This is a genomic window from Campylobacter canis (assembly GCF_045504005.1).
GTDB lineage: Bacteria > Campylobacterota > Campylobacteria > Campylobacterales > Campylobacteraceae > Campylobacter_A > Campylobacter_A canis.
In genome coordinates this window covers 228,800-255,539 of sequence record NZ_JBJJXH010000002.1, presented here as the reverse complement: position 1 = coordinate 255,539, position 26,740 = coordinate 228,800, and the positions used below count along the sequence as shown (strand labels likewise).

Genomic DNA, 26,740 nt, shown 5'->3' with positions numbered 1-26,740 from the left:
GAGGTTAAATTTGATTAAAGTTAATAAAAAAAAGGCTGAAAATACCGTAACCATCAAGGAAAAAGATCAAGGCGAGTTTAATATCTATGATTTTTCCGAAGATATCATCAAAGAGCTAAACGAAGAGAATATCCCTTCCATTCCTAAAAATTATTCGATCTTTTTTGAAAAAATGCTTGAAAAAAAGCCCGATGAATTTAAAAAAAAGATGGGCGAGATCATAGAGATTGAAGATGAGATAGGCAGAATCGAAGACGATAGACAAATTTACATCGAGCGAGAGATCAAGCAGAGCTTTGCTCAGATAAAGAGCATGCTTCAAGCCGTTGCGCTTATCTATAAAAATTTAGGCATCATGAAAACTATCATTAAAAAACGCTCCGATAGCCTTGAATCAAATGCGAATTTACTGACTGCACAAAATGTGTTTAATGCTTTTAACGAGGACTTAGACAAGCTAAATGCGCTTATGGGCAAGCATATAGACGTTATCAAAACGAACTATGAAGAGATAAGCAGAGTTTTTAAGGTAGTTGAAGAGCAGTCGATTTATGACTCTCAATTTGATATTTATAACAAGAAATTTTTTCTAAAAACCATGACTTCGGAGATGAAGTACGTCAAAAAATACGGCTATAACTCATCTTTTATGATTGTAAAACCAAAAGATAGCGCCGTTGATATGCTTGGAGTTAGAGATAGGCAGATATTGCTAAAAAATATCTCAAGATTTTTACTAAAAACTTCAAGAAGAAGCGATATATTAGCTCACTATGGAGATGGAATTTTTGCCATGCTTATGAAGCATACGGATATAGAGGGCGCGAAAAAGGCTTGCGAACGGATTGCCGATATGTTTTATGCGGCTACGTTTTTAATAAGCGACGAAGAATTTGAAATCGATATGGAGATAGCCGTTTGTGATCTAAATACTACAAAAACGGTCGAAGAAGTGCTTTCCCAAACTCTTGACAGCCTTATAAAAAGCGGCAGAAGCCTTGAAAAATACGTAATCGTAGAGAGTAAATAATGGTACTTGAAATTTTAACTTATCCCGATAAGAGGTTATATCAAAGATCAATTGAAGTGAGCGAGTTTGATGAAAATTTGCATAAATTTTTAGACGATATGTATGATACGATGATAGCCAAAAACGGAATTGGGTTGGCGGCGATTCAGGTAAAAAATCCTATTCGTGCACTCATTATAAATTTAGTAAATGAAGAAACTGAAATTCAAGAGAGAGCCGACCTGCTTGAGATAATAAATCCGAAAATATTGCGCAAAGAGGGCGAGCAAATTTTCCAAGAAGGCTGCCTTAGCGTGCCCGGATTTTACGAGGAAGTAAAGCGTGCCGAAAAGATAACTCTAGGATATCAAGATAGGCACGGCAAAGAGTGTGAGCTTGAAGCGGACGGGCTTTTAGCCGTAGCTATTCAGCACGAGATGGATCATCTTGACGGACATCTGTTTATAGAAAAAATCGGTTACAATAAACGAAAAAAATTTGATAAAGAGTATAAGAAGCTTCGAGATAAAAATCTATGAAATCGCTAAAGTGCGCGACTTACACCGACGGACTGAGGATCGTTGATGTTGAATCAACCTTTAACAGAGGTCTTCCCGCACTTAGCATCGTAGGGCTTGCAGGCACGAGCATAAAAGAGAGCGAAGCAAGGGTTAAATCAGCCCTTCTTGCTCAGAATTTCTCCTTTCCCGCACAAAAAATCATCATAAATCTCTCTCCTTCGGATATGCCAAAGACGGGAAGTCATTTTGATCTACCTATTGCGCTTTTGATAGCTTTACAAAAAGAAGCCGGAAATTTTAGCGAATTTTTCGTATTTGGCGAGCTTGGACTTGACGGAAGTGTTAAGAGTACGACAACTCTTTTTTCTATACTGCTATTTCTAAGCGCAAGTGTTAAAAAGGCTAAAGTTTTAGTTCCAAAAGAGATAGCAAATAGCGCAGGCATGATACCAAATTTGGAAATTTATGCGACAAATAGGCTTGATGAAGCGATCAAATTTTTTCTTGATGACGAATTTAAAAAACAGTGTTTAGTAAAAGATACTCATCCTTTATTTGCAAATTTGACTCAAATTTGCGGTAAAAATTATGTTATAAACTCAAAATTTGATCTTGACTTCAAAGACGTAAAAGGTCAAGCCAGAGCTAAAAGAGCCTGCCTTATGGCAGCTTGCGGTATGCACAATATCATCTTTGAAGGAAGCCCGGGGTGTGGTAAAAGCATGAGCGCAAAACGCTTAAGATATATATTGCCGCCTCAAAATTTAGATGAAATTTTACTCAGTGCGGCATACTCGTCGCTAAATTTGCAAGATCATGAGTTTAGCGCGCTTAGAGCTTTTAGAAGCCCGCATCATACATCGACTAAAAGCTCTATATTTGGAGGCGGAACGGCAAGCGCAAGGATAGGCGAGATCGCACTTGCAAACGGCGGAATTTTGTTTTTTGACGAGCTTCCGCACTTCGGTAAGCAAATTTTAGAAAGCCTTCGAGAGCCGCTTGAAGATAATCAAATCCACATCTCAAGAGTCAATTCCAAGATAACCTACAAGACGAAATTTATGTTTGTGGGCGCTATGAATCCATGCCCGTGCGGAAATTTGCTCTCAAAACAGCTAAACTGCAGATGTTTAGAAACCGATATCAAAAGGTATAAGGCTAAAATTTCCGAGCCTCTTTTGGATAGGATCGACCTGCACGTGCTTATGGACGAGGTTGCAAGTAGCGATAAGAGCGATATAACGAGTGCCGATATGCAGCGTGAAGTTTTGCGAGTTTTTGAGGCGCAGATGAAGCGAGGTCAAAGCGAACTAAACGGTAAGTTAAGCGATGAAGAGATAGCTAAATTTTGCATTTGCGATAGTGAAGCTAAAATCGTGCTGGATATGTCGGTTGGGCGGTTTGCTCTTACTCAAAGAGGCATAAATAAAACCCTGAAAGTAGCTCGCACGATTGCCGATCTTGACGGCTCGCAGATTATCAAAAAGCCTCATATCTTAGAGGCTTTAAGCTTTCGCGTAAGGAGCGAAGCATGAAAAAACTATTTTTAAACACTTCCAAACTCGATGAAACGGCTTGCTTAAAATTTGGTTTAAGCAACGAAATTTTGATGGAAAATGCCGCAAATGCTCTTGCAAAACATGTGCGCAAGATAGTTAAGAAGGGTGCAAAAATTTTAGGAGTTTGCGGTAGCGGAAATAACGCTGCAGACGTAGCAGCCGCTCTTAGAATGTTAAGCGGCGAGTATGAGTGCGAGCTCTTTTTGGCGTTTGATAAGCAAAACGAGATGCTTAAAACCCAGCTTGATAGGGCATTTAAGCTTGGAGTTAAACCCGTTAAACAAATAGGCAAATACAAATGCGTTATAGACGGGATTTTTGGCTCGGGACTAAACCGAAATTTGGATAAAAAAACGATAAATCTTATAAATTCTTTAAACGAAATAAAAGCTTACAAGATAGCATGCGATATCCCAAGTGGGCTTAATGAGCTTGGAAATAGTTGCGGCGCTGTTTTTAAATCCGATATAACCATAACGATGGGAGCTGCGAAAATCGGACTTTATTCTGATTTTGCTAAAGATTTTACAGGCAAGATAAAAGTGGCTGATTTGGGGCTTGCGTCTAGTAAATTTGAAGGGGTAACGGATACTTTCAGGCTTTTAAAAAGCGATATGAATTTGCCTTTTAGAATTAAAGCTAACACTAACAAGAGTGAATTCGGGCATGTTTTTATAGTTAGCGGTGAGCTTAGCGGAGCTGCTCAAATAGCCGGTAAATCGGCTTTAGCTATGGGAGCAGGGCTTGTTAGTATCGTTAGTGAGTCTAAGAATTTAATAACCGATCCGCTTTTAATGAATGTAAGCTCAATAACTGAAAAAATGGCTTACGGGGCTCTTGGAATGGGGCTTGGAAAGCTTGATAACGCTAAAAAAATAGAGCTTTTTAACACACTTAAAAACAAAAAGGCGTTAGTGATTGATGCCGATATGTGCTACGAAGAGCTTACTATAGAGCTTTTAAAATCAAAAAAAGAGATAGTTATAACTCCTCATCCGAAGGAATTTTGTTCGCTTTTAGAGCTTGGCGGATTTGGCAAATTTAGTGTGCAAGAGGTGCAAGAAAATCGATTTGAACTTGCCAGAATGTGGAGCAAAAAATTTCCAAATGTGTTAGTTTTAAAAGGCGCTAACACCATAATTGCTTTTGAGGGGGAAATTTACCTGATGCCTTATGGCAGTGCAGCGCTTGCAAAAGCAGGAAGCGGAGACGCACTAAGTGGCATAATCATCTCTTTACTCGCTCAAGGCTACACTACGCTTGATGCGGCTATAAGCGGTACTCTTGCACATGCTTTAAGCGTGCGAAAATCAAAGCGAAACAACTACTCGATAACTCCTAAAGATATCATAAAAGGGCTTAAATGGTTACGAAAAAAATAGCGGTTTTATTTAGCGGAAGCGGTTCAAATTTAGAAGCTATCCTTCAAAGAGTTCATAATAAAATTTTTAACGACATCAAAATCCAAGTCGCGCTAACAATTACAAACAAAGCTAACGCTTACGGCATAGAGCGAGCTCGTAAATACGGGCTTGAAAGCGTGATTATAGAACATACGAAATTTAGTTCGCGCGAGGAATTTGATGCGGCGTTAGTTAGCGAGATTAAAAAGCATGATATTGATTTAACGGTTCTTGCGGGATTTATGAGGATTTTAACTCCTATTTTTACGACTAACGTAAAAGCCATCAACCTTCATCCGTCGCTTTTACCGCTTTTTAAAGGCGCTCATGCTATCAAAGAGAGCTTTGAAAGCGAAATGTTAGTAGGAGGTGTTAGCGTGCATTATGTAAATGAAGAGCTTGACGGCGGAAAGCTCATAATGCAAAGAGCCTTTGAGAAAACCGACGGTATGAGTCTTGAAGAATTTGAGGCAAAAATCCACGCCATAGAGCATGAAATTTTGCCTGAAAGCATAGTAAAAATTCTTTGTAAAGCGTAGATATTTTATAAAATTTGCATTTTGCAAATACGATACGAAAGAATTATTCCTTCGTATCTTGTAGCTTAAATCCTCCACCAAATGCCCTATAAACACCAACTGCCGAATTTATGGAATTTAGTTTGGCGTTTGCGTCCTGCAATCTAGTCGATAACAAATTCCTTTGAGCATCAAGTAGCTCTAGGTGGCTGCTGTAGCCTTCGTCAAATTTGCTTTGAGCGATATTGTAAATTTTTTGCTGAGAGCTTAAAAGATCGCTAATCTCGGCTTGAGATCGCTTGGCGTTTTCTCTGTTTGTAAGAGCGTCTTTTACCTCGCTTAAAGCGGTTTTGATCGTTTTTTCGTAGTTTAAAGCCGCTATTTGCTCGTTTGTTTGAGCTATTTTTACATTGTTTTTAGTTCTGCCGTAGTCAAATATCTTTTGAACTAATGCGGCACCAAAACTCCATGTATTGGCATTGTTTTTAAAAATATTTTTTAGATTGTCGCTTGAGTATCCAAAAAATCCCGTTAGCGAAATCGTCGGGAAATACTCAGCCTTTGCTACGCCGATTAGGGCATTAGTTGCCTTTAGGCTCTCATAAGCGCTTGCTACATCGCTTCTTTGAAAGAGTATGTCAGAGCTGATTCCGGCTTTTATTTCGGGCTCTTTTGGTAGATTTTTCGAGCTTTTTATGGAGCTTTTTAAAATTTCATCGTTTGTTTTACCGCTTAAAATGCTTAAAGATGTGATTAGCGAACTTTTTTGATTTTGAACTTCTATGAGATTTACTTTAGCACTTTGCACGGCGGCTTTACTTTGCAGATAAACTACCTCGTCTATAGCGCCTAATTCAAACTGCGAGTTTCTAAATTCAAGAGTATTTTCATAGTTTTTAACCGTGTCTTTTAAAATTTGCTCTTTCATATTTAAAGAAACCAGCGTGAAGTAGCTTTGCGCCACAATAGAGCTTATGCTAAGTCTTGCCGTATCATAATCAAATTTGCTCATTTGCAGGCTTGATTTGGCAGCTTCTATGCTGTTTTTGACTCTACCCCAAAAATCAATCTCATAATTTAGCCCCAAAGATATAGAGTCAATCGTCTGCTCGCCGCGTATTTGACCGCTGTTTTTGGTTCTGTTTGTGCTGACGTTTAAATTTACGTTGGGTAAAGTATCAGCCTCTTTTACTCCAAGCGTTGCCTCTGCTTTTTGCAAATTTAAAAATGCGATTTTAAGATCTATGTTGTTGTTAAGAGCATCGTTTATAAGAGCATTTAAATTTTCATCTCCGAATTCCTCCCACCATCTGTCTTTTATATCGCTCGTAAATTGATAAGTTGCTTCAAATTTCGTATCTACATTGGGCAAGTCGGGTCTAAACGAGCAGCCCGCAAAAAATATCGCAGCGATGATTATGATGAGATTACGCATTGGCTACCTCCTGTGTTTTTGGCTTTTTGTCCCAAAATTTGTTGTTTAAATTTTCAAGCAGATAGTAAAACATCGGTATGAAAAACAGCGCTATAGTGGTTGCTGCTATCATGCCGCCTATAACTCCCGTGCCAAGCGCGTGACGAGAGGCCGCACCCGCTCCCGTGCTGATAACCATAGGAAAAACTCCGAGCGTAAATGCAATAGATGTCATTACTATCGGGCGAAATCTTAGCCTTGCAGCATTTACCGCAGCTTCAAAGACGCTCTTTCCGTTTTGACGCTCTTGCATTGCAAATTCCACAATCAATATCGCATTTTTAGCCGATAGTCCGATGAGTAAAAGCAGACCTATTTGAAAATATATATCGTTATGCAGTCCTCTTAGCCAAGTGGCTACTAGTGCGCCAAATACGGCAAAAGGAACTGCGGTAATAACCGCAAGCGGTATAAGCCACCTCTCATACTGTGCGGCTAGGATTAAAAACACAAACACCATGCCGAAAGCAAATGCTACCGCGCCCGTGCCTTGTGAGCTAACCTCTTGAAAGGCGCTTCCCGACCAGCTTATGGAGTATTCGTCACTTGAGAGATTTTGCGCAACCACTTCACTTATGGCTCTTATCGCATCGCCTGAAGTGTATCCCGGCTTTGGATCGCCTAAAATTTTAGCCGCAGGAAAGAGGTTAAATCTATCGACTATGTCAGGCCCTACACTTCGTTTTAGAGTAACGAGTGAATTTAGAGGTATCATCTCGCCAGAATTTGACTTAACGAATATGTTTCTAAAGTCCTCAGGCGAATTTCTATATTTATCTAAAGCCCTTACTTGAACGTCGTAGGATTTTCCTAGCATGTTAAAGTCATTTACGTAGTATGAGCCTACTGTAGCAGCTATCGTGCTAAATATATTAGGCTCGCTTACTCCAAGGAGCTTTGCTTTTTGCTTATCTACGTTTATATTATATTGCGGATAGGTTGTTTCAAGCGTAGTTCGCACACTAGTAAGCTCAGGGCGTGCATTTGCCGCGGCGACTATCTTAAGGGCGTCTTTTTCTATTTCGTTGTAAGTCTTACCCGTTTTATTAAGTAGATACATCTCAAATCCGCCCGTGATACTAAGCCCGGTTATCGGCGGGACATTGACGACAAAGGTCATAGACTCTTTTGAACCCCAAAATATCTTATTAAATTGCCCTACTAGCGCACTTGCCGAGCTATCCGGACTCTTTCTTTCGCTCCAGTCTTTTAGTCTGATGAAGGCTACGGCTGAATTTTCTTTAAGTGCGCCGGCAAACATATCATATCCTACAAGCCCTGTTACAAATTCGATGTTTGGATTTTTGGTAAATGCGCTACTTATATCCTTCATCTCCTTTTTTGTCCTATCCATTACCGAAGCCGGCGGAAGAGATGTGATAGCTATGATCGAGCCTTTATCCTCTGATGGCACTAGGCTTGAAGGAATTTTATTAAACAGCGTAAATATAGCATATCCCATTATGGTTATGATGATGAAGCTTGGGATTATATGATGCAGGACTTTAGCTACTCCTGCGCTGAAAATTTTTGTACTCCAGTCAAAAAAGTCATTAAATTTTTGCACAAACCAAAACGGCTTTGACTCTTGCTTTTTAAGCATTACAACACAAAGCGCAGGCGTTAGAGTAAGCGCCACAAGTCCTGAGATACAAACCGAAACAACAAGAGTTAGCGCAAACTGCCTTTGTATAACGCCTACAAAGCCCTCCATAAAAGCAACCGGGATAAAAACAGCCGATAGAACAAGCACTATGGATATAACGGGCGCAAAAATTTCCCCCATAGCCTTAACGGTAGCGTCTCTTACGCTTATATCTTTTTCTTCGTGTAAAATTCTCTCCACGTTTTCTATGACGATAATCGCATCATCCACGACTATGCCGATAGCAAGCACGAGAGCAAAAAGAGTTATCAAATTTATCGTAAAGCCCATCGCATAAAGCCCCGCAAATGTGCCTATGATAGAGACGGGAACGGCGATCATAGGTATGATTGTAGCTCTAAAACTCTTTAAAAACATATATATAACGACCATTACGAGTATCATCGCCTCTATAAAGGTCTTCATAACTTCGTTTATCGACACCTGTATAAATTCGGTAGGATTGTAAGCAACCGTGTGCTTAAAGCCCGCAGGAAAGGTTTTAGCCAGCTCTTCAAGTCTTTTATTGACCGCGTTAGCCGTAGCTAGAGCATTTGCGCCGTTTTGCAAAAAGATTAGCATAGGAACCATCTTTTCGCCGTTTAGCATACCTTCAAATACATAGCTCTTTGCCCCAAGTTCGACTTCGGCTATATCCTTTAGCTTTAGCATGGTGCCTTCTTTTGAGGTTCTTATGATGATATTTTCAAATTCCTGAACGCTTTTTAATCGCCCCTCCGGTCTAATGGAAAAGACATAAGGGTTATCGGTGGTATTTGGTTGCTCTCCGATTTTGCCCGTTGCGTATTGTTTGTTTTGTTGATTTATCTGGGCTATAACCTCGCTTGTCGAGATGTTAAATTTCGCAAGCAGATCGGGCTTGAGCCAAATTCTCATAGCATAGTCTTTATTGCCGATTACCGCAGTATCGCCTACGCCGTCTACCCTTTTTATCTCGTCTTCTATATTTGCAAGCACGTAGTTGTGCATCTTAATGATATCCATATCTTCGGAAGTAAAAGTGATAACTTCAAGTATGCTTGAGCTTCTTTCTCTTACCGTTACTCCTCTTTGCTGAACTTCACTAGGAAGCTTTGCAAGAGCCGCTTGAACGCGGTTATTGACATCGATTGCGGCTTGTTTTGAGTCAGAGCCTATCTTGAAATATACGTTTATGCCCATAGTACCGCTTGAGCTTGAAGTGCTTTGTATATAAAGCATATTTTCAACGCCATTTATCTGATCTTCGATAGTAGTTGCAACCGAATCCGCAATGGTTTGTGCATCAGCTCCCGTATAAACCGCGCTTACTGAAATTTGAGGCGGGGTAAGTTGCGGATACTCTTCTACGGGCAGACCTTTAATCGCCATTGCGCCTGCTATTACTATGATTATAGATACGACCGTAGCAAATATCGGTCTGTCTATAAAAAATTTAGAAAACATCTAGTTTTTCTCCTTATCAACTTGCGCGTCCGCTCCCACTCTAATCTTTTTAAAGTTGTTTATGATGATCAAATCACCCTCTTCAAGTCCGCCGCTAACTACTGCATAGTCCTCTTTCTGATATGAAATTTCTATGTTTTTTTGCGTTACTTTTTGATCTTTTAGCACAAGTACGAAGGTATTCATAGCGTCTTGCTGGATGGCGACTTGAGGAATTTTAAATCCGTCTTTTTGATAAAATCCATCCATGACTACGCTCGCAAAAGCTCCCGGCATTAACTTTGCGTCTTTGTTTTCAAATTCCGCTTTAGCCAAAACGCTTCCTACGTTTACATCCACTACATTATCTATAAAGGTTACTTTGCCTTTTAAAATTTCGCCTCCCGTTTTTAGCGTGGCGTTAGCGCCGTTTTGCGCCCAAGAGCCTGCCTCTACGTTTTTAACTCTATTTAGATTATCAACATCGGCGATATAAAATTTAACGCTTATCGGATCGATTTTGGTTAGCCTTACAAGCTCCGTTGCGCTAGCTGAAACAAAAGAGCCCACATCAACTAAATTTTCGCCCAAAATTCCGTCAAATGGCGCAACAACTGTCGTATATCCGAGATCTATCTTTGCGTTTTTGGAATTTGCCTTTACGCTTAGCAAGGTTGCATTTGCTATATCAAGAGCGCTTTTTGCAGAGTCAAATTCCTTCTGGCTTACGGCTTTTTTCTCGTATAGTTTTTTTACTCTATTAAATTCGGTTTGAGCGTTTTTAAGAGTTGCGCTTGCTACGCCCACGCTTGCTTCAAGAGCGTCATAGCTTGCCTGATACTTTTCAGGATCGATTAAAAACAGCTTATCGCCCGCTTTTACGCTATCGCCTGCTTTAAAATACTGCTTAATAAGAGTGCCTGAAACCTTAGGACGAAGCGTTACATCTTGGTCGCTTACGATTTTGGCGGGATATTCAAAAGTTATCGGGATGTCTTCTTTTTTGGCTTTTATGATATCTACTTTTGCAGGCGGCATTTGCGGTCTTTGACCTGCAGTATTTGCTTTATCGTCCTTAAAGCAGCCCGAAAAAGATATTAAAATTCCCATTATTAGAGAAAAATTTGCAAGTTTTTTCATATAGTGACCTTGTGATATTTTGGTTTGTAATATTTTGTAATTTAAGTTACAATTATTTTGCGCAATTATATTATTATTCATTTTTTTTGTCAATTAACTTTGGTTTAATTTTTAGATTTACAAACTCCGTTTAAGAATAGATCAACGCAAATTTTAACGTGCTCTTCGCGCTGCTGTTTTGATAAAGTTATATCGCTATTTAGAAGTACGGCGTTATAGTGGTAAGGGCTTCTTACCAGAGCGCAGAATAAACTTGCGGCAAGATCTGCGTCTACACTTGAAAGCTTGGCTTTGATCTCATCTCGGTTGAAGAAATCAACTAAAATTTTATGTATCTTATTTAAAATTTGCTCTAAAAACATCTTGCCCAGTGCGGAGTCGTTTTTAAAACCTTCAATTATCATAGTGCGGGCTATATAAGTCGTTTTTCTCTCGCAGATGATATCAAAAAATACAGTTGCGAATTTATGCAAAAAATCCTCAAGCTTATGAGAGAGTTTTAGATCTATCTTTTCGTCGATTTCGTTACAAAATTCATCTATGCTTTTATCTACTATCGCTTTAAAAAGACCCTCTTTGTTCTTAAAAAATTTATATATACTCGCAAGAGAGCCTCCGCTTTTATCGATAATATCGTTTAAACTGGTGTTTTCATAGCCTTTTTCTAAAAATAGCTCAAGCGCGACTTGTGTTATTTTTTCATATCTTTCGTGACCACGTTTTGACATTTTTGTCATGGCTATTCCTTGCGAGTTTAAATTTGGCTTTTACTATATCATTAAATTTATAAATTTAAGATTTAAATTCATTATTGCTTAGGATAGACAAATATCGTCTCTCTTTCGATGCTTATTTTCTCTTTTTCGTCTTTTGCGTAAGCGTTTATCTTGATATGTATCGGCGCATCGTTTTTGTTGCTTAAGTTTAAATTTTTAGAGGTTAAAACGACTACGACTTTCTTTTTCGCTCCGCTTTTTAGCTCGATAGACTCTTTAGGGCGTGCTATTTTTATATTGGTGTCATTTACGTCAAAGTAATAGCTATGATCTTTATTGTCGGTATTTTGGAATAAAAACGTATATGCGTTTTCGATTTCGCCGTTGTCTTTTATCTTATATAGTTCGCTCGTGCGATTTATGTTAAGCAGCATGTATTCTTTTTTTGTGCTCATGAATGCCAAGATAACGGTAGTGGCGGCGATAACAGCCATATAAGCGACCGTTCTAAATCTTAGATAATTAACCTTTTTGCCGGATTTTAGCGAGTTGTCGCTCGTCCAGTCTATAAGCGTCTTTTTGCCAAGCTTGCCCATGACTTTACTACACGCATCCACGCATTCAAGGCAATTTATGCACTCAAGCTGCATACCTTTTCTTATATCTATATGAGTAGGGCAAATTTTAACGCATGCCTCACATCCCGTGCATTCGTTTTCAGGCTCTGGCGGTTTTTTCCAAAGCTTGATGTTTTTATCGTAAATTTTACCGCCTCTTTGTTCGTCATAGATAACTTGTATCGTATCTTCATCAAACATAACCGATTGAATTCTCGCATAAGGACAGACATATATGCAAAATTTCTCCGCCAACCAAACTACGTCAAATACTATAAATACCGTTATAAAAAACCAAATTCCCATTAAAAATTTATGCTCCCCGGCATTTTTAACATAGTTTATAAAATCCTCGGGCGGCACAAAAAACCACAAGAAATTCGCTGCTGCCAAACAGGCTAAGACCGACCATATAACTATGCCTGCAAATTTTTTGAAATTTTGCCCTTCTATAGGCTTTTGTTTATTGTTCGTATTTTTGCGAAGCTTTAAAATTTTAGTTTGGATTAGATCACGATAAATCACGCGAAATATCGTTTGCGGACAGCTCCATCCGCACCAAACCCTTCCGCCAAGGGTTGTAAGAAAAAATATAGTAAGAAAAAATATGATAAGCACAAATGGCATCAGATAAAGCTCTTGCGTGTCAAAGCTGTTAAAGAGCAGATGGAGTTGCTTTTTGTCAAAGCTTAGCAAAAAAAAGTGATTGCCGTTTATCTTAACAAAAGGCAAGATAAGCGCGATACAGGTTAAGATTGCGTAGAACATATAACGCTTTTTAGCGTAGTTCGGATTGTTTTTTAAATTTTGCTCGCTCATAAAAATCCTTTTGAAATTTGAAAACAGTAAGTTACAAAATAATTATATTTTTTGCTAAATTATAATTTTAAACTTATTAAATATCTATTAATTAAGCTTTTATGCTTTGTTTTTTATAATTTAGCTGAAAAATTTAAACAGGAGGCGGAATGAAAAAGTTATCAAGAAGAGAGTTTTTGAAAACAGGCTTTGCGGCAGCTTCTATCAGTGCCGTAGGGGCTATGAATTTAAGCGCTAACGATCAGACAAACGAGATCAAATGGGACAGTGAATTTGACGTACTTATCGTAGGAAGCGGACTTAGCGCGAATGTCGCGGGTATCATAACCGCCGAAGCCGGACTTAATACCGTGCTAATTGAAAAGATGTCTCGAACCGGCGGAAATTCCGTGATATCTCAGCTTGATTTTGCTTGTGTAGGATCAGATGTGCAGGTTAATGCGGGGATTAAGGATTCAGTTGAGCTTTTTATCAAGGATCTAAATAAAGCCGGTAGAGGCTTTAACCACATCAACCAAACTCGCAGAATCGCTGAAAATTCAAAAAGGGCGTATGAGTTTATGAAAGCTCGCGGCGTAAAATACGCAGACAAATTAAAGCATCTTGGCGGACATAGCGTAGCAAGAAGCCTAGAGACCCTAGATGGCGGCGGAGCGTGCATACAAACTCTTAATGCGCACTTTGAAAGCAAAGGCGGAAAAACTCTAAAAAGAGTAAAAGCCGATGAGATAATCAAAGATCAAAACGGCGTAGTTATCGGGCTAAAAGTAAGAGAGGATTATAAATTTGACAGAAAACTCAAAAACGATGATGCCCAAAACACTTCAGGAGAGGTTAAATTCTATAAAGCTAAAAAAGCCGTTATCTTTGCCAGCGGAGGATATTCTGCGGATAAGGAGTTTAAATTTATCCAAAATCCAAGACTCTCTTTGGCCAATACCCCTTCAAATGCAGGCGCAACGGCGGGAGCTCTTAAGATAATGCTAAAAGCCGGAGCTACGCCCGTACAACTTAGCCTCGCGAGATATTCGTTTGGAATTCCTACAGAGGATTTGATATTTTCTATCATAGTAGACGGCAAAAACACAAAACGTTTTATGAACGAGGACGGCGATAGACAAACTCTGTCAAACAATATCTTAGAAAATATGCAAAATAACGATTCGACACTTTTTCCTGTGATTATTTTTGATAGTGTCGGCTTTAATTCAAGTCACGATCCAAAGCGTCTTGAAGGATTTATAACTAGCGGAAAGCTTAAAAAATTTGACACGCTTGAGGCTCTTACGCAGGAATTTAAGCTAAATTTGCAAACTTTAAATAGTGAAATAGAAAAATATAATAAGCTAATAAGCGAAAAAGCCGATACCGACTTTAAAAAAGATCTAAGCAAAAAGAGCGTTGCGCCGATAGCAAAAGCGCCGTTTTACGCTATCTTGGGAGCGCCGGGTATAAGCTACACTCAAGGCGGTGTTAGAACGAATTTAAATTTTGAAGTTCTTAGCGTTTATGATGACAGCCCTATTAAAAATTTATATGCGGTTGGCGAAGCTACGGGCGGAGTTCACGGCTATAGCAGGCTTACAAGCTGCTCTGTGCCTGATTGCATAACTTCTGCTATGATAGCGGCCGAGCATATAGTAAAGTAAAACGGTGATATGCGAGCTAAATTTAAACGATAGTAGAATTTAGCTCAAATTTTGAAATTTAAGAAAATTTAAGTATAATCGCACTCTATTTTAATCGAAAGGTGGTGAGGGTCGTGCCGGGAATCAAGGTGCATCCTAATGAGTCTTTTGACGAAGCGTATAGGAAATTCAAAAAGCAAGTGGATAGAAATCTTATCGTAACGGAAGTTCGCGCAAGAAGATTTTTCGAGCCTATGACTGAAATTCGCAAAAAGCAAAAAATTTCAGCTCGTAAAAAAATGCTTAAACGTCTTTATATGCTTAGACGCTACGAGTCAAAACTCTAACCAAATTAAACTAACTAACCTCGTGTTAGTTAGTTTAACTTCTTTATTAGCCTAAATTTGCCATAATATCTGCATTTTTAAAGAAAAGGAAATTTATGCGTAAGTTATCCGTTAGCGAAGCCGCCGAAGTTTTAGGTATAACAAAAGAGGCGATTTATAACAGGATAAGACGAAAAAGTTTAAAATCAATCGACGAAAATGGGGTTAAATACGTTTTAATTGAAGACGATAAATCCACTAACGAGCCACAAACAAAATCTAAAACAGCCAAGCCAAGCGCTAAAAAATCTACGAAAAATGTTAGTGAAAATTCTAATGAAACGACAGAAGAAAAAAGCGAATTTATCAAATTTCTACTAATGCAGCTTGAGGAACTAAAAGAGCAAAATAGAAATTTGCAAGAGGATAAGAATCGTTTGCACGCTCAAAAAGAGGAAATTTTAATCGCTAACAAAGATGAAATATCTGAAATTTATAAAGAGCGCGACGAGAAATTTAGATATTTTTTACAAATGCTTGAGCGTCCGCTTTTAGCAAGACAAAACGGCGAGTATATCCGCCCGATCGATGTGGAATTTGACGAAGGCGAAGAGGTTCATGAAACTCAAGCTTATAGAGAATTTAAAAGCAAAGAAAAAGACGAAACCAAGATCAAAAAGTGGCTTAGCTTGAGCGAGTTTTTAAATGGATTAAATTCAAAAAACAAAAAGAAAAAAAAGATACAAAAATTGATCATTAAAAATATCGGCAAGTCGAAATTTATCAAATTTAAAGACGGCGTGATATGGGTAAGAAACGAAAAATCAATAAAACAGATAGTAGGTGAAATATGAAAAGAATCAAAAAAATAGCGACTTATGCGGCTGTTGGCGGATTTGGCGCGATAGTTATGGCGGGACTTGCCGGATGTAGCGGAGGAGGAGAAGATCAAAGCGTAGTGCGCGAGGATACTCAAGCGCAAGGAGCGTTTGTTATCATCGAAGAGACGGCGAAAGGGTCTTATAAGGTGCTTGAAGAGTATCCAAGCAGCGAAACCAGAGTCGTGTTAAAGCAGCTTGATGGCACTGAAAGAGTGCTAACAAAAGAGGAGATGGATAAGCTAATCGCCGAAGAAAACGCTAAGATCGATAACGGCACTTCAAATTTGACAAAGCCTGATGCGCAGCTTAGTAGCGGTGGGCTTAGTCTCGGCGAGACATTACTAGCTTCTGCTGCGGGGTATTTGATAGGAAGCTGGATAGGAAATAAGCTTTTTAACAATCAAGCTTTTCAAAACCATCGCCAGAGCGCTTATAAAAATCCTTCAACTTACTCAAGAAGCGTTGATAGCTTTAATAAAGCCAAGGCTACAAGCTCGGCGAGCAAGCCTGCGGGCGGCAAGAGTGGATTTTTCGGTAGCGGAAGCAAGACTAATCAATCAGTAGGTGGATGATGATAAATTTAAAAAAAGTTAAGCCTTTAGATAAGGCATTTTTAGAAAATATCGGCTTTGCTTGGCACACAGATAGTGACGATAGCTCCTATATCGCGGATGAGCTTGTGGAAGTTAGCGAACAGGAGGCTGAAGCCTACTATGAGGCGGCAAACGAGCTATACGATATGTTTGTAACCGCAGGGCAGCATATAATAGATAATAACCTCTATCACGAGGTTGGCATACCTTTTAATCTTGTCGATCTTGTAAAAGAAAGCTGGGAAAACGAAGTTCACTGGCATCTTTACGGGCGATTTGACTTGGCGGGCGGACTTGGCGGCAAGCCGATAAAACTAATCGAATTTAACGCCGATACACCGACTGTGATCTTTGAAACCGCGATCATTCAGTGGGCGATTTTGAAATTTAACGGTATGGATGAGAGTTCGCAGTTTAACGATCTTTACGAAGCTTTGAAAGAAAATTTCAAGCGTCTTGTAACACTTAGCGAGGATACAAGCGAATTTAGCAAGCTTTATGAGGGTTGGAAAATTCTATTTAGCTCTATTGCCGGCAGTGTTGAGGATGAACAGAGCGTAAAAATACTTGAATATATCGCTAAAGAGGCCGGATTTCATACGAATTTTGCTTATGTTGATGAGGTTGAATTTAACGATGAAGAGGGTATATTTAAGGGCGGTGAAAATTACGAATACTGGTTTAAGCTAATTCCTTGGGAGGATATCGCCGTGCAGGAGGGTGAGCTTGCACTTATTCTTAAAAATATAATGGCAAATCAAAGAGCTATTATCTTAAATCCTGCTTATACGCTTATGTTTCAAAGCAAGGGCATTTTAAAAATTCTTTGGGAGCTTTACCCAAATCACCCGCTTTTGCTTGAGACTTCAGACAAACCGTTAGTAAGTAAAAAATGCGTTAAAAAGCCTATATTTGGGCGTGAAGGAGCAAACGTTAGCATTATAGAAGCTGACGGAAGCGTTAGTGTTAGCAGTGATGGCGAATACGATAAAAACAGAGCTGTATATCAAGAATTTTATGAATTTAACAAAGACGAAAGAGGTGATAGTTATCAGGCGGGAGTCTTTTTTGCTTATGAGGCTTGCGCGCTCGGGTATAGAAAAGGCGGAGAAATTTTAAACAACGCTTCTAAATTCGTAGGACACTACATAAAGGGTTAAACATGAAAATAGTCTGCCTTGACGCTTCAACTTTAGGAAGCGACGTTAGCCTTGATGTTTTTGCTAAATTCGGCGAGTTTGTAAGCTATGATAAGACTGATAAAAGCGAGACTGTAGAGCGTTTAAAGGGCGCTGATATCGTGATAACTAACAAGGTTATTATTGGCCGTGACGTTATGGACGCGACAAATTTAAAGCTCATTTGCATAAGTGCAACAGGTATGAATAATGTCAATCTAGACTATGCAAAAGCTAAAAACATAGCCGTTAAAAACGTCGCAGGCTACTCGACTAACAGCGTTGCGCAGCATACTTTTGCTTGTTTGTTAGCGTTAGTAAATCGCATTAAATTTTATGATGATTATGTGCAAAGCGGCGAGTGGGTAAAGAGCGAAATTTTTACTAATTTAGATAGATCTATCGGCGAGATAAGCGGTAAGAATTTCGGTATCATAGGACTTGGTGAGATAGGACGAAGCGTGGCTAGGATAGCTGTGGCTTTTGGCGCAAACGTGAGCTACTACTCAACAAGCGGAGCAAACGATAATGGTGAGTTTAAAAGGCAAAATTTAGATGAGCTTTTAAAGAGCTGTGATATCATAAGCATACACGCCCCTCTTAATGAAAAAACACGAAATTTAATTTCTGCCAAAGAGCTAAATTTGATGAAAGAAGGCGCAGTGCTTATGAATTTCGGACGTGGTGGGATAGTTGATGAAGCCGCACTTGCTAAGGCGATAGATGAGCGAAATTTAAAAGCCTGCATAGATGTGCTTGAAAGTGAGCCGATGAGGCAAAACCATCCGCTTTTAAATATCAAAAACAAAGAAAATTTGATAATTACTCCGCATGTTGCATGGGCAAGCAAAGAGGCTCGTGAGAAGCTCATAAATTTGATAGTAAAAAATATAGAAGATTTTATAAAGGAGAGTTAAATGGCTAGCGAACATAGCTTTGATATAAGTGCGCAAGTTGATCTGATGGAGGTAAAAAACGCACTTGAAACAGCGAAAAAAGAAGTTGCCGCAAGGTATGACTTTAAAGGTATCGCCGCTGAAATAGAGCTAAACGAAAAGGACAAATTTATCACTCTTCTTAGCTCAAGCGATAATAAAATCGACGCTTTAAAAGATATCGTCATCTCAAAGCTCATCAAGCGCAATATACCGCCTGTAGCGGTTAGCGAAACCAAACGAGAAAGCGCAAGCGGAGGCAATATAAAAGCTACGCTTAAATTAAACGACACACTTGATAGCGATAACGCAAAAAAGATCACAAAAGCAATAAAAGACACCAAACTAAAAGTAAGCGCCGCAATAAGAGGTGAAGAGGTAAGAGTAACCGGCAAGTCGATTGACGATCTGCAAGAGTGTATAAGGATAGTTAAGGGCTTAAACTTAGAGCTTCCAATTAGTTTTAAAAATTTAAAATAATTTTTTGCTTAAAACGGAAGAGTTAAATATAAAGAGCGATTTTAAGCCTGAGCTATCTATAAAAAATGAATTTATAGTAAAGTAAAATATCGTAAGTGGCTATTTTGAAGTAGGTTTTATAAGATCAAATTTTATCCGTACTGTAAAAGCTTTTAGAGCAAATTTGACTTTTATTTTAGCTCTAAATTAAATTATAAAGCTTGAAATTTATAGCTTTTTTATAAAATAATCCGCCAATACAAGATGTATTGAAATTTGATTTTATATATCTAAAATTAGCATTTGGCGGTTGGTTTATAGATCAACGTCATAAATAAAAAGAAGAATTTAATAAAATTTTAGCTACTATTTAAAGTTTAAAAAATATTTTAGTTAGGATAATTAATTATGGGTTTTAAGAATATTATAGAGAAATTTGCAGTTAATTATGCTCATAATTCTATGCAAAAGTCACTTTATAACGGACTAAATATAAACATTTTGGATAACAAATTTAACAAAATTCCAAAGCCCGATACCGAATATATGCTATATGCGCACGTGCCGTTTTGTCACACTTTTTGCCCTTACTGCTCATTTCATAAATATCACTACGAAAAAGAGCTTGCGGTGCATTATTTTGCAAATTTACGCGAAGAGATGAGACAGGTTAAAGAGGCGGGATTTAACTTCACGTCGATGTATGTCGGTGGCGGAACCACACTTATAAATGAACCTGAGCTTGAAAAGACGCTTGTGCTTGCAAAAGAACTCTTTGATATCAAAGACATATCCTGCGAGAGCGATCCAAATCACATAGAGCCTGAAAATTTAAAGAGGTTTCAAGGACTGATCGATCGTCTAAGCGTAGGCGTGCAAAGCTTTAGCGATGACATCTTAAAAAAAGTAGCCAGATATGATCGCTTTGGCTCAAGCGAAGTGTTGCAAGAAAAGCTAAAAAAGGCTATGGGAGTGTTGCCTACTATAAGCCTTGATCTTATCTTTAATCTTCCAAATCAAACCAAAGAGCAGCTTTTAACGGATATAAAAATCGCAAAATCAATCGCTCCTGAGCAGATAACGTTCTATCCGCTTATGAAATCACCCCTTACTCGCGATGCGATAGCCAGATCTCTTGGCGTGGATGATAGCGATAACGAGCGCGAGTTTTATGAGCTAATTTGTGAAAATTTCAGTGATTATCACCAAAGCAACGCTTGGGCGTTTGGTCGCGATAATGCAAATTTACGCGATGAATACGTAGGAAGCCACCATGAATATCTTGGGGTCGGAAGCGGTGCGTTTAGCTTCTTAAACGGAGAACTTCTCATAAACGCATTTAACCTGCTTGATTACGGCAGAATGGTTAAAAACCACGAAAGCCCGGTCATCGCAAAATGCAGCTTTACTAAAAAAGATCGCCTTAAATACATATTCTTAACTGAGCTTTTTGATGGTGGAGTCGATATAGCTAAATACAATGAATTTAACCGTGCAAACATCCATAAAGAGCTCTTTGTCGAGCTAAATTTGCTTAAGCTTGTAAATGCTATCTATGAAGAAAACGGAGTGATTAAACCTACGTTTTTTGGTAAGTATATCTGCCTTGTTTTGATGCGTGATTTTTATGCTGGCATGGATAAGGTAAGGGCGATATTTAAAGATGATGCAAAGATAAAACGAAGCAAAAAACTACGCATAATGGAAGAAAACACTGAGCCAAATTTTGATAACTCAGTCATCTCGCCAAAAGCTGCAGTTTAATAAAACTACATAAAATCAAGCGAATTTTGCTTGATTTTATTTTTTTGTATTTGAAAATATTAGTTTAAAACCCTACTTTTTTCTCTTCGTCAAAGGCGCTTGAAATTTCGCGTTTTATCTCGTTTTCAAAATCCTTAAGAGTAAAAATTCCATCATCTCTAATGGCAACTTTAAGAGCCGTGTTTTTAAGCACAAGCATGATTTGCGCGCCGCTTAAGTCAAATTTGGCAAGTTCTTTGATGTCAAATCCATCTTCAAAGCTCGCATTTTCAGGCATTACTTTTCGCCAAATTGCAAGGCGTGCCGCAAAATCTGGCTTTTTAAACTCTATTTTATAGTCAAATCTTCTTGAAAACGCACTATCAAGGCTCTGTAAGAAATTTGTCGTGGCTATCAAAACGCCTTCAAATTTTTCAATCTGCTCTAAAAATATATTTTGCATTTGATTGTGCATCTTATCAGCTCCGCTTGAACTCTCCGTCCTTGTGCTTAAGAACTGATCAGCCTCGTTTAGAAGCAGCACTGGCTGGCTCTTGCTCTTAGTGCAAATTTCCTTATACGTATCAAAAATTTTACGAACGTTTTGTTCGCTTTCACCCACGTATTTGCTTAAAATTTTAGAGCAGTCAAAGCTTAAAACCATCTTTTTAAGACTCTTTGCAAGCCCTATGGCGCTCATCGTTTTGCCGGTTCCCGCAGCTCCGTAAAAGATGATCTTAACGTCTATGGCGCGGCGAGATTTGATCCCCCAGCTTGAAAGACGCGTTAAGACTTTTTTATCAACTTGCTTTAAAATCGCATCCATTAGCTCTTTTGTCTTGTCGTTTAAAACTACATCTTCGATGGTTGAGGTAGGCTCGATTAGCTCAAAAATATCTTGTTCTTTGACTATGCTGGCAAGCTCAAGTTTTTTGCTTTTTTTCTCGTTTTTAGGATGCATTATGCGTTGCAAAATATCATCATTTATGAAAAAGCTTCGCGTTATGTTTCCAAGCGCGCTTAAAACCTCGTCATAATCAACCAACCCGCTCTCAATCAGCTTTGAGCCCTCATCAAGCAGCGATCTGTTTTTGGCTCTTTGAAACTCATCTCCGCCTAGAATTCCCACAAGAGCATTTAGATCTCGCATTCCGTCAAATTCGCCGGCATATTCTTCTTTTAAAAGAGTTAAAAAGATAATTTGCTCATTTTCATCAAGCGAATTTTCTTTAAAAATTTGCTCTACGACAAGGGCGATTTTGCTTAAATTTAGGCGTTTTTTTATCGTTTCGCCAAGAGTTTGAATCTCTTTTTGAAGCCTATTTTTAGCCTCATTTGTACTATTTGGATCAAAAAGAGCAAGTCTTGCATAAAGCTCGATACGTAAAAATTGATCTTTTAGGTATTCTAAGTGATCATCGTATGCGGTTATTTGGGGCATTTTAATACTAACATCACCGTTTTCTAAAATCTTTAAAAACGCCGCAGAGAGTGAAATTTCTACATGCAAAAGCGTTAGTAAATTTGATTGGTTGGGTTTGGTTTCGGCAGTTTTAAATATACTAAAGCTTTGATTTATCCAGCCGTTATCAATAAGTGATCTGATATCTTCTAAATGATTTAGGAATTTATATCCGCTCTCGTCGCCAAATATAGCTTTAAGCACGTCATAAACGCTGTTTTGAGCGCTACCGTCTATGTAGGCCTTGCTTAGAAATTGAAGAATTTTAGCCTCGTTTTCATTGCAGTTTATGAGCGCGCTTAAATTTGAGTCTTTGGCGTTTGAGCCGATAAATTCAAGAAGATATTTCACTTAGTTCGCCCTTTGCGATTTGATCTTTTAAAACTCGTTTTAAAACCTTGCCCGTAGCGTTTTTAGGCAGTTCTTTTACGAAATGTATATGTTTTGGAATTTTAAAATTAGCCAAATGCTTTTTAAGATGAGCTCTTATGGTTTTTTCATCCGTGCTCATATCGTCTTTAAACTGTATAAACGCCACGACCTCTTCGTCCGCGTGCGCATCGCGTATGCCTACTACCGCCGCAGCCTCGATGGTTTCGATCTTAAACAGAACTTCTTCTATCTCTCTTGGATATACGTTAATGCCTTTTGAAATGATTAAATCCTTTTTTCGATCCACGATAAATAGATATCCGTCTTCATCGACTTTACCAAGATCGCCCGTCCTTAGCCAGCCGTTCATTATCGTCTCGTCCGTTGCGTCAGGCATATTTAAGTAGCCTTGCATGACGCAATCACCCTTTACGATGATCTCGCCCACTTCGCCTACAGGCACTTCCATCATCTCGTCATTTACGATTTTTATCTCATATCCCGGTAGCGGAAGCCCAACGCTTGCTATCTTTTGTCTATTACTTGGATTTATCGCGACCGCAGGCGAACACTCGCTAAGACCGTAGCCTTCAAGAAGTTTTGCGCGCGGAAATTTCTTTTTAAAGTCGATTATCGTCTGTTCCGCTAAAGGTGCTGCGCCGCTTATAAAGAGCCTTACGCAGTTAAACCACTTAAAATACCATGGAATTTTCGCTTTGCCGATAGCCGTGTAAATAGCCGGCACGCCAAGAAATATCGTAGCTCTTTTAAGCAGAGTTTGCTTAAGCACGTTTGAAAAAGGAAAGACCGATTTAACGAGTATCATCGAGCTTGCCGAAAATATCGGAAGTAGTATCATGACCGTAAGCGTAAAGCTGTGAAACATCGGTAAAAAGACCATAAATCTATCTTTTTTACCGATATAAAAAAGCTCCATCGCTCCCATGATGTTTGAAAAAACGTTACGGTAGCTTAGCATCGCACCCTTTGGCTTGCCGGTCGTGCCTGAGGTATAGATAATGTGAGCCAGATCGTCAAGAGTCGGTTGCTTGGTCAAATTTAGCTCTATCTTGCACATTCTGGCTTGATTGAAGCTGATGTTTGTTTCGTTTAAATTTTCAAAATCGCCTATCCAGATTATCTTTTTGATGTTTGTTTTGTTTTCAAGTCCTTTGATCTCTTTGGCCAAATTTGCCGCGGCAAAGAGAATTTTAGCCGAACAGTCGTTTAGTATGTATTCAAATTCCTCGTATTTTAAGAAGGTGTTGATAGGCACGGCTACCGCTCCGATAGCCGAAATAGCAAAGTAAGATGTGATGAATTCTTCCGAATTTGAAACTATCATCGCCACTTTGTCGCCAAAACCTACGCCTGAGCTTTGCAGATATGCCGCTACGGCATCTATCTCGAATTTTAGCTCGCCGTAGCTTCTTTTATATCCTTCGCCGTATATGGCTATGCTCTTTTTGCCCTTATCATAAGAGGCATTAAACATCTCGTAGAAATTTTGATAAATGTAACTCATCTTGTGCCTTAAAATTTATATTTCACACCTAGATTTACGATTTGGGCGTTTGCTTTTTCAAATTTCCCGTTCGGATAAAAATCTATAGCCCTAGTAACCTCTCTAGCCTTTCTGTCTTGGTACATATAAGCAAGTCCGAATTCCAAGTCGTCGCTAAATTTGTAGTTAAAACCTGCGGAATAGACATATGATTTAGTATCAGGTAGCTCAAATCCTGTTTTATCGGCACGAGAAGCCGCCTCGTCATACATAAAGCCTGCCATTACTCTTAGTTTGTTTGTAGCATCATGAGCTACACCCAAGCGATATGAGTTGGTATCTTTCCAGTCTCTTGGGTGGGCTTTGTCGTATGCTTTAAATAAGTCATTCCCTTTATTGCTATCTGTTGCATTATCATATTCAAAGTCAAGTTCTTTCCATGCCGACCAGTAGGTTCTCTCATATGCAAACATAAACGTCGTGTCTTTAAATTTGTATGAAGTGGCTAAAACAAGAGCGGCAGGCATAGGAACCTCTACTCTTGCAGGACCATCGTAATTACTCGCCGGAAAAGGACCTTTTATGTTTGCATCTCCTTTTAGTTTCATCATTACTTTTGAGCGGTAAGTCGCAGCTAGGCTGAAATTTTCGGTAGGTTTATAGGTAAGCGCTACGTTGTAGCCGAAATTTATACCGTCGCCTTTTAACGTACGACTTGTTGCTCCAAATCGAGTCATAGCTTCGCTTGAAGCGCTACCTTGAGAATAAAGCGCTCTTAAACCAAAGCCTATGGCAAGATCGTCAGTTATCCTATAAGCTGCGGTTGGATTTACTTCAAAAACTTTTAGCTGAAATTTTTGTGCGGTTGCTTTGGCGGCAGGATGATCCCATCTCATGGCAATTCCTGCAGGAGCAAATAAAGAAAGACCAAATCTCCAGTTTGCGTAGTATTCAGGCGATACGAAGTGAAATGTCGGAACAAAAGCTCTTGCCGCTTTTGATTCGTATTTTTGACCGCTTTTATCGGTAAATTTTATTTTGTTAAGGTGCAAATACGAAAACGAGTTTTCAAAATAGTGCCTAGAATCATCTAAAAACATCATGTTTGCAGGGTTGTAATAAGATACGTCAGGACCAAAGCTTGTGGCGACGTTTGAGTTTAAAAGAGCCGTTCCGTCATTGCTTTGTTCTGAAATTTTAAATCCCGCACTGCTTAAAAAAGTGCAGGCTACCAAAGAGCCGATCAGATATTTTTTCATAAATTACCTCCTAATTTGTAAAATTTCTTAAAAATTTAATTTCATCCGCCCAAATACTATCGTCAATAGTCTCAAGTACCAGGGGAATTTCATCAGTTCTTTTATCTTTTATTATGTTTTCAAAAGTCTTAGAGCCCAAACACCCTTTGCCTAGACTCTCGTGCCTATCTTTTTTTGATCCAAGACCGAATTTGGTGTCGTTTAAGTGCATCGCGCAAAGATATTTAAAACCTACTATATCGTCAAATTCTTTCATGGTTTTATCGTAGTTTTCTTTTATGTCATAACCCGCGGCAAACGTATGGCATGTATCAAGACAAACGCCTATGCGGGATTTGTCGTTGCATTTGTTGATGAGGTATGCGAGGTGTTCGAATTTAAAGCCGAGGTTGCTTCCTTGACCTGCCGTGTTTTCGATGACAAGTTTTACGTTTTGGCTATTTTCAAGGATGAAATTTATAGAATTTGCGATGTTGTCCAAGCAAGCCTCGGTTGAAATTTCTTTTAAGTGTGAGCCCGGATGAAAATTTATAAGCTCAAGCCCGAGTTGTTCTACGCGCGCGACTTCGTCTAAAAAAGCGTCTATTGAAATTTGGCGTTTTTCATCGTCAAAATGGCCTAAATTTATTAAGTAGCTATTATGCGGTAAGACGTGCTTGGGGCTTATGTTTGCAAGGCGCAAATTTTCTTTAAATTGACTAATATTTTCCTTGCTTAGTGGCTTTGCACTCCACTGGCGTTGATTTTTAACAAACAATGCAAATGCGTTTGCGCCGATTTTCATCGCATTTAAAGGCGCATTTTCTACGCCTCCGCTTGCGCTTACGTGCGCTCCGATATATTTCATTTAAGCTCTTTAATTATTATTTTTATACGATTTTTTGTGTCCTGAAAACTTGTTTTTTCATGGCAAACTTCGTATTTTAATGAATATTTGCTTATATCTTGTTTGAATCCGCACGAATTTGTTTCTAAATTCGCTTGGTTGTATATCGGCTTTCTTTGCAAAATTTCGCTAAAAAGTTCCTCGTAGTGTTCGTTTCCTAAGAATTTTTTATTGAATTCCAGTTTTTCGTAACACACTTGATTTGTGCAAATTTTATCGTTAATTTTGATATTTAGCGTATTTATACCCGAGCTATAAATTTGCAAATTTATGGAATTTTTACTCTTATGCAAAAACCCTACGTCGTTTATTTTAATAGCCGGCGAAAGTATCGTGATTTGAAAGCTGTTTGAAATTTTAGGAGTTTTAAGCGAAGCGCAACCCGAAATCAAAAAAACTATCGCCACAAAAAACAAATTTTTTAATATTTTATACATTTACTCACTTTTTATTAAGCTATTTTTAAATATTGTTGAGATAAAATCACATTTCCGCAATTCAGTGGCCCATTCGTCTAGCGGTTAGGACATCGCCCTTTCACGGCGGTAACACGAGTTCGAGTCTCGTATGGGTCACCAAATTTCTTATAAAATCTCAAAAACAAAACCACAAATTGTAGCATTACACTTCTTAATAGACAATTATTTTATGTAAGATTTAAAGCGGTT

The 26,740-nt window shown here is 38.7% G+C and carries 23 protein-coding genes and 1 tRNA gene; 14 read left to right on the top strand and 10 right to left on the bottom strand.

All coding sequences use genetic code 11. From position 1 onward, the window contains the following. The first annotated feature begins 10 nt into the window (after positions 1-10). The 5 genes from ACHJH3_RS03425 to purN are packed head-to-tail and all read left to right on the top strand — an operon-like array spanning position 11 to position 5,031. A complete protein-coding gene (locus ACHJH3_RS03425; RefSeq protein WP_407063586.1) occupies positions 11-1,030 on the top strand; it encodes a GGDEF domain-containing protein in 1,020 nt (339 codons plus the stop codon). Next, positions 1,030-1,548: a peptide deformylase gene (gene def, locus ACHJH3_RS03420; RefSeq protein ID WP_407063585.1), complete on the top strand. Its 519-nt coding sequence runs from the start codon at positions 1,030-1,032 to the stop codon at positions 1,546-1,548. The genes ACHJH3_RS03425 and def overlap by 1 nt, the downstream gene beginning before the upstream one ends. Beyond that, a complete protein-coding gene (locus ACHJH3_RS03415; protein ID WP_407063584.1) occupies positions 1,545-3,065 on the top strand; it encodes a YifB family Mg chelatase-like AAA ATPase in 1,521 nt (506 codons plus the stop codon). The genes def and ACHJH3_RS03415 overlap by 4 nt, the downstream gene beginning before the upstream one ends. After that, on the top strand, positions 3,062-4,471 hold the full coding sequence (locus ACHJH3_RS03410) for an NAD(P)H-hydrate dehydratase (RefSeq protein WP_407063583.1): 1,410 nt from the start codon (positions 3,062-3,064) through the stop codon (positions 4,469-4,471). Before ACHJH3_RS03415 ends, ACHJH3_RS03410 begins: the two co-directional genes overlap by 4 nt. Continuing rightward, positions 4,453-5,031 carry a phosphoribosylglycinamide formyltransferase gene (purN, locus tag ACHJH3_RS03405; protein WP_407063582.1) on the top strand — a complete coding sequence of 193 codons (579 nt, stop codon included), beginning with the start codon at positions 4,453-4,455 and terminating at the stop codon, positions 5,029-5,031. The genes ACHJH3_RS03410 and purN overlap by 19 nt, the downstream gene beginning before the upstream one ends. 43 nt (positions 5,032-5,074) lie before the next feature. Here purN and ACHJH3_RS03400 read toward each other — a convergent pair whose 3' ends face one another. From ACHJH3_RS03400 to ccoG, 5 genes are all read right to left on the bottom strand, one after another. After that, the gene (locus tag ACHJH3_RS03400) at positions 5,075-6,445 is read right to left on the bottom strand and encodes an efflux transporter outer membrane subunit (protein ID WP_407063581.1); all 1,371 of its coding nucleotides are present in this window, start codon (positions 6,443-6,445) and stop codon (positions 5,075-5,077) included. Beyond that, positions 6,438-9,575 (bottom strand): efflux RND transporter permease subunit, encoded by a 3,138-nt coding sequence (locus tag ACHJH3_RS03395; protein WP_407063580.1) that lies wholly within the window; start codon positions 9,573-9,575, stop codon positions 6,438-6,440. The genes ACHJH3_RS03400 and ACHJH3_RS03395 overlap by 8 nt, the downstream gene beginning before the upstream one ends. Continuing rightward, entirely contained in the window at positions 9,576-10,694 is a 1,119-nt protein-coding gene (locus ACHJH3_RS03390) for an efflux RND transporter periplasmic adaptor subunit (protein ID WP_407063579.1), read from the bottom strand. A gap of 104 nt (positions 10,695-10,798) precedes the next feature. Further along, positions 10,799-11,431: a TetR/AcrR family transcriptional regulator gene (locus ACHJH3_RS03385; protein ID WP_407063578.1), complete on the bottom strand. Its 633-nt coding sequence runs from the start codon at positions 11,429-11,431 to the stop codon at positions 10,799-10,801. A gap of 71 nt (positions 11,432-11,502) precedes the next feature. After that, on the bottom strand, positions 11,503-12,846 hold the full coding sequence (gene ccoG, locus ACHJH3_RS03380; protein WP_407063577.1) for a cytochrome c oxidase accessory protein CcoG: 1,344 nt from the start codon (positions 12,844-12,846) through the stop codon (positions 11,503-11,505). A 149-nt stretch (positions 12,847-12,995) separates the two neighbouring features. On the opposite strand from ccoG, the gene ACHJH3_RS03375 reads away from it, so the two are divergent. From ACHJH3_RS03375 to ACHJH3_RS03340, 8 genes are all read left to right on the top strand, one after another. Then, positions 12,996-14,495 (top strand): FAD-dependent oxidoreductase, encoded by a 1,500-nt coding sequence (locus ACHJH3_RS03375; RefSeq protein ID WP_407063576.1) that lies wholly within the window; start codon positions 12,996-12,998, stop codon positions 14,493-14,495. Between the two features lie 113 nt (positions 14,496-14,608). Next, positions 14,609-14,821 (top strand): 30S ribosomal protein S21, encoded by a 213-nt coding sequence (rpsU, locus tag ACHJH3_RS03370; RefSeq protein ID WP_169943001.1) that lies wholly within the window; start codon positions 14,609-14,611, stop codon positions 14,819-14,821. 95 nt (positions 14,822-14,916) lie between these two features. Then, positions 14,917-15,654, top strand: coding sequence for a DNA-binding protein (locus ACHJH3_RS03365; RefSeq protein ID WP_407063575.1), 738 nt, complete (start codon positions 14,917-14,919; stop codon positions 15,652-15,654). Further along, positions 15,651-16,253, top strand: a complete 603-nt coding sequence (locus tag ACHJH3_RS03360; protein ID WP_407063574.1) for a UPF0323 family lipoprotein — start codon at positions 15,651-15,653, stop codon at positions 16,251-16,253. Before ACHJH3_RS03365 ends, ACHJH3_RS03360 begins: the two co-directional genes overlap by 4 nt. Then, on the top strand, positions 16,253-17,434 hold the full coding sequence (locus ACHJH3_RS03355) for a glutathionylspermidine synthase family protein (protein WP_407063573.1): 1,182 nt from the start codon (positions 16,253-16,255) through the stop codon (positions 17,432-17,434). Before ACHJH3_RS03360 ends, ACHJH3_RS03355 begins: the two co-directional genes overlap by 1 nt. Positions 17,435-17,436: 2 nt before the next feature. Next, complete coding sequence (locus ACHJH3_RS03350; RefSeq protein ID WP_407063572.1) at positions 17,437-18,369, top strand: D-2-hydroxyacid dehydrogenase; 933 nt, start codon at positions 17,437-17,439, stop codon at positions 18,367-18,369. Beyond that, entirely contained in the window at positions 18,370-18,867 is a 498-nt protein-coding gene (locus ACHJH3_RS03345; RefSeq protein ID WP_407063571.1) for a YajQ family cyclic di-GMP-binding protein, read from the top strand. A gap of 387 nt (positions 18,868-19,254) precedes the next feature. Further along, positions 19,255-20,610, top strand: a complete 1,356-nt coding sequence (locus tag ACHJH3_RS03340; protein WP_407063570.1) for a coproporphyrinogen III oxidase family protein — start codon at positions 19,255-19,257, stop codon at positions 20,608-20,610. A gap of 64 nt (positions 20,611-20,674) precedes the next feature. Here ACHJH3_RS03340 and ACHJH3_RS03335 read toward each other — a convergent pair whose 3' ends face one another. From ACHJH3_RS03335 to ACHJH3_RS03315, 5 genes are read right to left on the bottom strand one after another with little or no spacing between them, the layout of a single operon-like run. Then, positions 20,675-22,402: an ATP-binding protein gene (locus ACHJH3_RS03335; RefSeq protein ID WP_407063569.1), complete on the bottom strand. Its 1,728-nt coding sequence runs from the start codon at positions 22,400-22,402 to the stop codon at positions 20,675-20,677. Continuing rightward, a complete protein-coding gene (locus ACHJH3_RS03330) occupies positions 22,386-23,948 on the bottom strand; it encodes a fatty acid--CoA ligase (protein WP_407063568.1) in 1,563 nt (520 codons plus the stop codon). Before ACHJH3_RS03330 ends, ACHJH3_RS03335 begins: the two co-directional genes overlap by 17 nt. A gap of 8 nt (positions 23,949-23,956) precedes the next feature. Continuing rightward, the gene (locus ACHJH3_RS03325) at positions 23,957-25,186 is read right to left on the bottom strand and encodes an OmpP1/FadL family transporter (protein ID WP_407063567.1); all 1,230 of its coding nucleotides are present in this window, start codon (positions 25,184-25,186) and stop codon (positions 23,957-23,959) included. A gap of 10 nt (positions 25,187-25,196) precedes the next feature. Further along, positions 25,197-26,033, bottom strand: a complete 837-nt coding sequence (nfo, locus tag ACHJH3_RS03320; protein WP_407063566.1) for a deoxyribonuclease IV — start codon at positions 26,031-26,033, stop codon at positions 25,197-25,199. After that, positions 26,030-26,509 carry a hypothetical protein gene (locus ACHJH3_RS03315; protein WP_169942990.1) on the bottom strand — a complete coding sequence of 160 codons (480 nt, stop codon included), beginning with the start codon at positions 26,507-26,509 and terminating at the stop codon, positions 26,030-26,032. The genes nfo and ACHJH3_RS03315 overlap by 4 nt, the downstream gene beginning before the upstream one ends. Before the next feature lie 66 nt (positions 26,510-26,575). Between ACHJH3_RS03315 and ACHJH3_RS03310 the strand changes: the two genes are divergently transcribed. Further along, a tRNA-Glu gene (locus ACHJH3_RS03310) sits at positions 26,576-26,650 on the top strand. Positions 26,651-26,740 lie beyond the last annotated feature (90 nt).

Bases quoted from the DNA above. Each gene is read 5' to 3' on its own strand.
- def (WP_407063585.1), top strand. From the start codon at position 1,030: ATGGTACTTGAAATTTTAACTTATCCCGATAAGAGGTTATATCAAAGA.
- ACHJH3_RS03415 (WP_407063584.1), top strand. From the start codon at position 1,545: ATGAAATCGCTAAAGTGCGCGACTTACACCGACGGACTGAGGATCGTT.
- ACHJH3_RS03410 (WP_407063583.1), top strand. From the start codon at position 3,062: ATGAAAAAACTATTTTTAAACACTTCCAAACTCGATGAAACGGCTTGC.
- purN (WP_407063582.1), top strand. From the start codon at position 4,453: ATGGTTACGAAAAAAATAGCGGTTTTATTTAGCGGAAGCGGTTCAAAT.
- ACHJH3_RS03400 (WP_407063581.1), bottom strand. From the start codon at position 6,445: ATGCGTAATCTCATCATAATCATCGCTGCGATATTTTTTGCGGGCTGC.
- ACHJH3_RS03395 (WP_407063580.1), bottom strand. From the start codon at position 9,575: ATGTTTTCTAAATTTTTTATAGACAGACCGATATTTGCTACGGTCGTA.
- ACHJH3_RS03390 (WP_407063579.1), bottom strand. From the start codon at position 10,694: ATGAAAAAACTTGCAAATTTTTCTCTAATAATGGGAATTTTAATATCT.
- ACHJH3_RS03385 (WP_407063578.1), bottom strand. From the start codon at position 11,431: ATGACAAAAATGTCAAAACGTGGTCACGAAAGATATGAAAAAATAACA.
- ccoG (WP_407063577.1), bottom strand. From the start codon at position 12,846: ATGAGCGAGCAAAATTTAAAAAACAATCCGAACTACGCTAAAAAGCGT.
- ACHJH3_RS03375 (WP_407063576.1), top strand. From the start codon at position 12,996: ATGAAAAAGTTATCAAGAAGAGAGTTTTTGAAAACAGGCTTTGCGGCA.
- ACHJH3_RS03365 (WP_407063575.1), top strand. From the start codon at position 14,917: ATGCGTAAGTTATCCGTTAGCGAAGCCGCCGAAGTTTTAGGTATAACA.
- ACHJH3_RS03360 (WP_407063574.1), top strand. From the start codon at position 15,651: ATGAAAAGAATCAAAAAAATAGCGACTTATGCGGCTGTTGGCGGATTT.
- ACHJH3_RS03355 (WP_407063573.1), top strand. From the start codon at position 16,253: ATGATAAATTTAAAAAAAGTTAAGCCTTTAGATAAGGCATTTTTAGAA.
- ACHJH3_RS03350 (WP_407063572.1), top strand. From the start codon at position 17,437: ATGAAAATAGTCTGCCTTGACGCTTCAACTTTAGGAAGCGACGTTAGC.
- ACHJH3_RS03345 (WP_407063571.1), top strand. From the start codon at position 18,370: ATGGCTAGCGAACATAGCTTTGATATAAGTGCGCAAGTTGATCTGATG.
- ACHJH3_RS03340 (WP_407063570.1), top strand. From the start codon at position 19,255: ATGGGTTTTAAGAATATTATAGAGAAATTTGCAGTTAATTATGCTCAT.
- ACHJH3_RS03330 (WP_407063568.1), bottom strand. From the start codon at position 23,948: ATGAGTTACATTTATCAAAATTTCTACGAGATGTTTAATGCCTCTTAT.
- ACHJH3_RS03325 (WP_407063567.1), bottom strand. From the start codon at position 25,186: ATGAAAAAATATCTGATCGGCTCTTTGGTAGCCTGCACTTTTTTAAGC.
- nfo (WP_407063566.1), bottom strand. From the start codon at position 26,033: ATGAAATATATCGGAGCGCACGTAAGCGCAAGCGGAGGCGTAGAAAAT.
- ACHJH3_RS03315 (WP_169942990.1), bottom strand. From the start codon at position 26,509: ATGTATAAAATATTAAAAAATTTGTTTTTTGTGGCGATAGTTTTTTTG.